The sequence below is a fragment of the Fundidesulfovibrio sp. genome (assembly GCF_058402725.1).
The window spans coordinates 1-6683 of sequence record NZ_JBZVFJ010000163.1 but is presented as its reverse complement, the minus strand read 5'-3'; the positions used below and the strand labels follow the sequence as shown (position 1 = coordinate 6683).

The window sequence follows — 6683 nt, the reverse complement described above, 5'->3', positions numbered from 1 at the left end:
AGCACCTGGAGAACATGGAGAAAAGCGCCAAGGATGCGGCCATGCAGGACAAATTCGGTCGCATCGAGCAGGCCTTCGACAAGGCGCGCGAGGCCCTGCGGGAGAAGAGCCTGCCCACGGCGCGGCGCGTGCTCAACACCGTGTGCGAACGCTACCCCGACGAAAAGGGCATCTTCACCCGGGCGGCCAAGATGCTGGCCGAGGCGGGGCTCCAGTCCGACGTGATCCCCTTCGCGGAAAAGGCCATGGAGCTCGACCCCAAGGACGCCCAGGCCTACGGCCTTGCCGTGGAGGCCTGCCGCCAGATCGGCGAACTGCCCAAGGCCGAGACCTTCCTGCGCGAGGCCCTCAAAGCCTTCGGCGCGCACCCGAAAACCTACGTCTCCCTGGCCAAGGTGCTCTACCAGATGGGCCGCTGGGACCAGGCCTACGACGCCGCCCGCTCCGCCCAGGACCGCGACCCCAACCTCGCCGAGGCCCGCGAGATCGTGGAGCTTACCGAAAAGCGCGTGATGGGCTGATCTAGCGCACCAGCCTCTTGCGCATGCCCCGCACGGCCAGCGGGTAGAACACCGCCGCCACGCCCGCCAGGTAGAGGGCGCTCCAGAGCACGCCCGGGCCGGTCATGCCCAGGCTGGCGGCGCGGCAGGCGCGCGTCAGGTGGTAGAGGGGCAGGAACTCCGCCAGCCCCGAGGCCCACGCCGGCAGTCCGTCCACCGGGAAGAAGGCCCCAGAGAAGAGGAACATGGGCGTCACGAAGAGGAAAATGGGCAGGTTGAACATCTCGATGGTGGGCGTGAGCGTGGTGATCCACATGGCCACGCAGGCGAAGGCCACCCCCCCCAGCGCCGAGAGCGGCACGAGCAGGAGCCCCTGCGGCAGGTCGATGAGCCCGAAGGCCGCGATCACGGGCCCCATCACCAGGGTCCCGGCCACGGCCTTGGTGGCCCCCCAGAGGATCTCCGCCGTGATCACGTCCTCCAGGGAGAGCGGCGTGGCCAGCATGGCGTCGAAGGTCTTCTGGTAGTACATGCGCACGAACGAGGCGTAGGTGTTCTCGTAGAACGACTGCCACATCACCGAGGCCGCCACCAGGCCCGGGGCCACGTAGGCCGTGTAGCCCACCTCCACGCCGTCCACGCGCACCGCGCCCACCATGGCCCCCAGCCCGGCCCCGAAGGCCAGGATGTACAGGGCGGGCTCGGCCAGGGGCGGGATGAAGTTCACCTGCCAGGTGCGCAGGTACACCAGCAGGTTGCGCCTCCAGACGCGCCACAGACGCCAGGAAAGATTCTCGAAGAGGCTCATTCGCGCAGATCCCTCCCGGTGAGGCGCAGAAACACGTCCTCCAGCGAGGAGGGCCGGGCCACGGACTGCCCCGGGGGCAGGGCGCGGCGCAGGGTCTCCAGTTCCTCGAAGCCGTCGGCGAACACGAGCAGCCTGCGGCCGAAGTCCTCCACGTCGAAGCCCGAGGCCTCGACCATGGCCCGGGCGCGTTCCTCGGGGTCCACCAGCTCCAGCACGGCCCGTCCGGCGTGGGAGGCCACGATGTCCGCCGGAGCACCCCCGGTGAGGGCCTTGCCGTGGTCCATGATGAGCAGTTCGTCGCAGAGCGTGGCGGCCTCTTCCAGGTAATGCGTGGTCAACAGGATGGTCAGGCCTTTCTCGCGCAGGTCGCGAAGGCGGTCCCAGAGCAGGTGCCGCGACTGGGGGTCGAGCCCGGTGGTGGGCTCGTCCAGGATCAGCAGTTCGGGCTCGTTCACCAGGGAGCGCGCCAGCATGAGGCGGCGGGCCATGCCGCCGGAGAGGTCGCGCACGTCGGCGTCGGCCTTGGCCTCCAGGGCGAAGAAGGCGAGCAGCTCGTCGGCGCGGCGCTTGGCCTCGCGGCCGGGCACGGCGAAATAGCCCGCGAACACCAGCAGGTTCTGGCGCACGGTGAGGTCCGGGTCCAGGGCGTTGTCCTGCTGGCAGACGCCCAGGCGGGCGCGGATGGCGCGCCAGTGCAGGGCCACGTCCTGGCCGAAGACGCGAAGCTCGCCCCCTGTGCGGGGCGAGAAGCCGTAGATCATGCGGATGGTGGAGGTCTTGCCCGCGCCGTTGGGGCCGAGCAGGCCGAAGATGCGGCCTTGCTCCACGCGCAGGTCCAGGCCGTCAACGGCCTTGAACTCTCCGAAGTGTTTGCGCAGGCCCACGGCCTCGACGACAGCGTTCATGAGGGGGCTTCTACAGGATCGGGGGGCGGCGCGCCAGACCCCGGAGGCGCGCTCAGGGGGCGGGCAACACGTCGAATTCGCCGGTGACGGGGGTGCGCCGCACCACCAGATCCCACTCGCCGTTGCTCCCCATGCGCGGCGCTGCGGCGGCCAGGAGTGCGCGGAACACGGCCTCGCGCTGGTCCACATGGGCGTGGGCCGAGGCGGTGACGCGCCAGAGTTGCCGGGCGGGGCGTCCGGCGCGTTCGGCCAGGGCGTCCGCGGCGCGCACGTCCAGCACGAACAGATGCTCCAGGCCTGCGCCCTGGTGGGGGGTCTCCTCGGCCACCAGCCCGAAGCGCAGGGAGACGAGCACGTCGCACTGCTCGGGCGAGGCGGCGCGAGTGTGGCCGTGGGCCTCCAGGGCCTTGGCCAGGGCCACGCGCTGGCGGTGGTTCTCGTGGGCGGCGGGGTCGGCGTCGGCGTGGCCGTGGCGCAGGGAGAAATGGGCCGGTTCGAGCGCGTCGGGGCCAGCCGAGGCTTCCACCCGGACGCGGGTGCCCGAGGCGGCGCAGGCGGCCAGCAGGGGCAGGACGGCCAGCAGGACCAGGGCGCGCAGACTGGGAGCGGCGACGATCATCCTCCACTCAGACCAGAGGGCGGCGTGCGCGTCAAGGCCCGAGCGCGGGGCCCGAGCGCGGGGGATGTGAGTTGTTGTCAGTGGAGACGCAGCATGGTATGAATCCTATACCAAGTCATACTGTTTTGGTGTGGTTTACACGATGCGTTCGGCTTGTTCGGCGGGGCATGAGGAGCGGAACAATTCATTGCTGAAAGACATCCTCACGGAGAATCCCGGAGTCGCCTTGCAGTATCTGAAGGTGTCCGAGGGCGGCGTCTACCTGAAGCCGACGCTGGTGCAGACGGTGTTGGGCTCCTGCCTCGGGGCGGCCTTCCATCTGCCCGGCAAGGGGGTCGGGGCCTTTTTCCACGCCTTCCTGCCGCGCAGGGACGATTACGGCTACCAGGAGAAAGACTCCGTCTACAAGTTCGTGGACACGGCCATCGAGCATGTGATCCGCGAGTACAAGCGCATGGGGGTGAATCCCAGGGCGTTGCGGGTGACCCTGCTGGGCGGCTCCAACGGGCTTGTCGACGAACGCGGCGGGGTGGGGCTCAAGAACGTGGAAGCCGCCTACGAGGCCCTGTCGCGCCATCGCATGACCCCCTACCAGGTCGACACGGGCGGCGGGAAGGGGCGGCGCGTGTTCTTCCTCACGTCCACGGGCGAGGTGGAAGTGGGGTTGTTGTCGGGGGCGGGGGGGCTGGGCGGCCCCGGAAGCAAGCCGCGAGGGGCCGCGACGTGGGCAGCGGCGCGGGCCTCAGCCAGGCGTTGAGGCGTCGGTTGCCCTGGCGTCTTCCAGGACGCCCTGGGCGAAGCTCTTGCGGTTGGCGTAGGCCATGGCGTCCACGAAGCGGGCGGCGGCGTCCAGGTCGGGGGTGGCGTGCATGTGCACCTGTCGGCCGGAGATGTGCTCGTTGTTCACGTGGTTGAGCACGTAATAGATCAGATAGCGCGCGCTGGTGCGGAAGATTGCGATGGTCAGCAGGTGGGTCTTGTTCTGGGCCTCGGGCTCCAGGCAGTCTCCCTCGGCGTGGTAGAAGCCCAGGAGGCGGCCCTTGAAGGTCATGGTCTGGTCGCCCCGGGCCAGACGGTAGGTGCGCGCCTTGCCCAGCTGGGTGGAATTGATGTCTTTTTCGCGAAGCGTGCGCAGGAAAGGGAACATGGAGACTCCGGGCCGGGCGTTACGACGCCGCGTCTCCCCCTATAACGCGCAAGGGACCGTGGCGCAAGTCCGCCCGGTCTTCAGTTCGGAAATGCGGCTCCGGGCGCTTGCACAGCAGACCCGGCCGGGGCATGATGGGGCATGGCCCACTCCCCGGACACCGCCCTCCGGCCCACGGCGGCCGCATCCCGAACCCCGGGCCTTGCGGACCAGCCCCCGGGCCGCCCCCCCCGGCCGCTTGGCGGGGCATCCTGCGGAGCGCCCCCCTGCGGAGCCCTCCCTCGAGGCGCTCGTGCTTGAGGGCGCGGCCCAGGGCCGCGCGGCGGCTCGGCAGGCGTCCCTGCTGTCCCTGCCCTCCCAGCCCGGCGGTTCGCGCGCGGGGCTGCCCGACGAGCTTTCCGGGCGCGGGCGCATCCTCAATCTGGTGACCTGACGCCCCTCCATGCGCACCCTCTGCGTCCTTGGCGCGGCCTTCGCGCTTCTGGCATGCCTCGCGTCCTGCGATGCGCCGCCGCCCGCCGGTCCGCGCGTGCTGGAGTGGGGGGAGGCAGGCGTGGGCGATGTGGCGCGCGTGGTGGACGCCACGGGGGTGATCCGCGTGCGCCCCGGCGGACAGATCCGCGTGGGCAGCCGCCTCAAGGGGCAGGTGATGGAGCTCTTCGTGCGCACGGGCGACGTGGTGCACGCGGGCCAGTTGCTCGCCGTGCTGGACGACCGCGAGCTCCAGACCCAGCGCCAGGCGGCCCTGGCCCGCCTGGAGGCCGCGCGCAACGAACTGGAGCGCGTGGAGGGCCAGCGCGCCAAGCGCCTGGAGGAGGCCGGGGCCTCCCTGGACGCCGACAAAAGCCGCCAGGCCTACGAAGCCCGCCGTCTGGAGCGCCGCCGCCAGCTCTCGGTCCTGGGCCATATCCACCAGGACGATCTGGAGGCCTCCCGGCGCGACGAGGCCTCCAGCACCCAGTCCGTGGCCCAGGGCCGCGCCCGCCTCGACCGCGTGGGCGCCGAGGCCCTCCGCGACGCCCAGCGTGCGGCCAAGGCCCTGGAAGAGGCCCGGGCCAAGGTGGACGAGATCGACGCCTACCTCTCCATGACCCGCGTTGAGAGCCCCATCGACGGCATCGTGGGCCAGGTGCACACCCAGAAAGGCGAGCAGGTGGTTGCGGAGCTTAAATCCGTGAGCATCGTCACGGTCATCGATCCTCGCTCTCTGGAGCTGCGCGTCTACGTCAACGAGGCCGACGCGGCGGGCATCAGGCCGGGCATGCCCGTGCGCTTCTTCCAGGCCTTCCGGCCCAAGGAAATCTACGGCGCGGTGATCGACCGGGTCTCCCCCTCGCCAGAAATCGTGGACCGCATCCTTTATTTTCCGGCCATGGCCAGTCTGGCCCCGGCGGCGTCGCTCATCATGCGTCCGGAGATGACGGTGCAGTGCGCCGTGCTGGTGGAAGATCTCAAAGGCGTGCTCAGCGTTCCCGCCCAGGCGGTGGTGGAGCGCGGAGGACGCCGCGTGGTTTACGTGGACGACGGCCAGGGGCGCGCAAGGCCCGTGGAACCCGTCTTCGGGACGCGCGGCTCCGGGCGGGTGCAGGTGCTCTCGGGGCTCGAACCCGGCACGCGGGTGGCCCTGTCCCTGGCCTGGGAACCCCAAGGTGTCAGGTAGGAACCAAGCCCCCTTCGCGTGGACGAATGGTGTCAATCCAGCTACAGAAGGCGGGCAACCGTTGGAGGTGACAATGTTCGAGACCGTGGACCGCGAAAAACAACTGATCCGCCGCAAGCTGGAACAGATGCGCAAGAGGCCCCATCTGCCCGCGCCGCTCCTGGGACTGGCCGAAAAGGTGCTGGCCATGCAACTTGCCGCACGCGTCGAGGCCGCCGCACGCGCCGATGCCCCTGAAGAGCTGACCCCGGTGGATCAGGTGATCGCCGGGGCCTCGCTGCTCCCCAGGGAGCGCTTCCCCCTGGACACGGACCTGGCGGGTCGGCTCTTCACAGACCTGGCCGGTGCGCTTTCCGGCCTCGGCGGACCGGCGGCGCAGGCGGCTGCGGTGGTCCTTGGCGAGGGCAGGGAGTTCATGGAACGCGCCCTTCGCGCCTATGTGGCCGGGGACGAGGCGATCTTCGCGGAATTCTCCACGCGGACCCCCCAGGCCCCGCGCACCCTCAACTTCCTCGCGCAGTGCGCCGTCACGCCCCAGGCGACCGCCCTGGCCGAAGCCCTGAGCCTCACGCTGCCCCAGGACAGGACCTGGGAGCAGGGCAGCTGCCCTGTCTGCGGCAGCCTGGCCTTTCATTCGGCCCTGGTGGGCAAGGAGGGCGTGCGCCGCAACGCGTGCTCCTTCTGCCGGGCCAACTACCGCACCTTCCGTCTCCAGTGCCCCTACTGCCACGAACGCGACGCCAGCAAGCTGCGCTTCTTCGTGGCCGAAGAGGAGCCCGGCTACCGCGTGGACACCTGCGAGACCTGCAAAGGCTACATCAAGACCACCGATTTCCGGGAGTTCGACCGCCCGAGCCTGCCCGGCCTGGACGACCTTGAGTCCATGACCCTGGACATCCTGGCCATGCGCCAGGGGTACCTGAGGCCCACGCCTTCGGCCCTGGGCTTCTAGCGTCGCGTCCTCGCGGTCCGGCCGCATGGCGGGCCGGACCGGCCAGGGTTTCTCACAGGCGTGGCGAACGAAACGGCCCTGCCATCGCTCCC

General features: G+C 70.1%; 9 protein-coding genes. 5 read left to right on the top strand and 4 right to left on the bottom strand.

Features of this window, described 5'->3' with window-relative positions:
* Positions 1–521, top strand: a 521-nt coding sequence (locus tag ACV4UX_RS16180; protein ID WP_491594316.1) for a tetratricopeptide repeat protein, incomplete at its 5' end; no start/stop codon positions are given.
* A 1-nt stretch (position 522) separates the two neighbouring features.
* Here ACV4UX_RS16180 and ACV4UX_RS16175 read toward each other — a convergent pair.
* From ACV4UX_RS16175 to ACV4UX_RS16165, 3 genes are read right to left on the bottom strand one after another with little or no spacing between them, the layout of a single operon-like run.
* Entirely contained in the window at positions 523–1308 is a 786-nt protein-coding gene (locus tag ACV4UX_RS16175; protein ID WP_491594315.1) for an ABC transporter permease, read from the bottom strand.
* The gene (locus ACV4UX_RS16170; protein ID WP_491594314.1) at positions 1305–2213 is read right to left on the bottom strand and encodes an ABC transporter ATP-binding protein; all 909 of its coding nucleotides are present in this window, start codon (positions 2211–2213) and stop codon (positions 1305–1307) included. Before ACV4UX_RS16170 ends, ACV4UX_RS16175 begins: the two co-directional genes overlap by 4 nt.
* Positions 2214–2265: 52 nt before the next feature.
* Positions 2266–2832, bottom strand: a complete 567-nt coding sequence (locus ACV4UX_RS16165) for a hypothetical protein (protein WP_491594313.1) — start codon at positions 2830–2832, stop codon at positions 2266–2268.
* A 187-nt stretch (positions 2833–3019) separates the two neighbouring features.
* On the opposite strand from ACV4UX_RS16165, the gene ACV4UX_RS16160 reads away from it, so the two are divergent.
* Positions 3020–3589 carry a chemotaxis protein CheD gene (locus ACV4UX_RS16160; protein WP_491594312.1) on the top strand — a complete coding sequence of 190 codons (570 nt, stop codon included), beginning with the start codon at positions 3020–3022 and terminating at the stop codon, positions 3587–3589.
* On the opposite strand, the gene ACV4UX_RS16155 is transcribed toward ACV4UX_RS16160, so the two are convergent.
* Positions 3575–3979 (bottom strand): hypothetical protein, encoded by a 405-nt coding sequence (locus ACV4UX_RS16155; RefSeq protein WP_491594311.1) that lies wholly within the window; start codon positions 3977–3979, stop codon positions 3575–3577. The genes ACV4UX_RS16160 and ACV4UX_RS16155 overlap by 15 nt on opposite strands.
* A 238-nt stretch (positions 3980–4217) precedes the next feature.
* Between ACV4UX_RS16155 and ACV4UX_RS16150 the strand changes: the two genes are divergently transcribed.
* The 3 genes from ACV4UX_RS16150 to ACV4UX_RS16140 all read left to right on the top strand — a co-directional run bounded on the left by ACV4UX_RS16150 (position 4218) and on the right by ACV4UX_RS16140 (position 6591).
* On the top strand, positions 4218–4412 hold the full coding sequence (locus ACV4UX_RS16150) for a hypothetical protein (protein WP_491594310.1): 195 nt from the start codon (positions 4218–4220) through the stop codon (positions 4410–4412).
* A gap of 9 nt (positions 4413–4421) precedes the next feature.
* Entirely contained in the window at positions 4422–5639 is a 1218-nt protein-coding gene (locus tag ACV4UX_RS16145) for an efflux RND transporter periplasmic adaptor subunit (RefSeq protein ID WP_491594309.1), read from the top strand.
* Between the two features lie 73 nt (positions 5640–5712).
* On the top strand, positions 5713–6591 hold the full coding sequence (locus ACV4UX_RS16140; protein ID WP_491594308.1) for a formate dehydrogenase accessory protein FdhE: 879 nt from the start codon (positions 5713–5715) through the stop codon (positions 6589–6591).
* Positions 6592–6683 lie beyond the last annotated feature (92 nt).

Excerpts from the sequence above, each read along its gene's own strand:
- ACV4UX_RS16175 (WP_491594315.1), bottom strand. The coding sequence starts at position 1,308 with ATGAGCCTCTTCGAGAATCTTTCCTGGCGTCTGTGGCGCGTCTGGAGG.
- ACV4UX_RS16155 (WP_491594311.1), bottom strand. The coding sequence starts at position 3,979 with ATGTTCCCTTTCCTGCGCACGCTTCGCGAAAAAGACATCAATTCCACC.
- ACV4UX_RS16165 (WP_491594313.1), bottom strand. The coding sequence starts at position 2,832 with ATGATCGTCGCCGCTCCCAGTCTGCGCGCCCTGGTCCTGCTGGCCGTC.
- ACV4UX_RS16140 (WP_491594308.1), top strand. The coding sequence starts at position 5,713 with ATGTTCGAGACCGTGGACCGCGAAAAACAACTGATCCGCCGCAAGCTG.
- ACV4UX_RS16170 (WP_491594314.1), bottom strand. The coding sequence starts at position 2,213 with ATGAACGCTGTCGTCGAGGCCGTGGGCCTGCGCAAACACTTCGGAGAG.
- ACV4UX_RS16145 (WP_491594309.1), top strand. The coding sequence starts at position 4,422 with ATGCGCACCCTCTGCGTCCTTGGCGCGGCCTTCGCGCTTCTGGCATGC.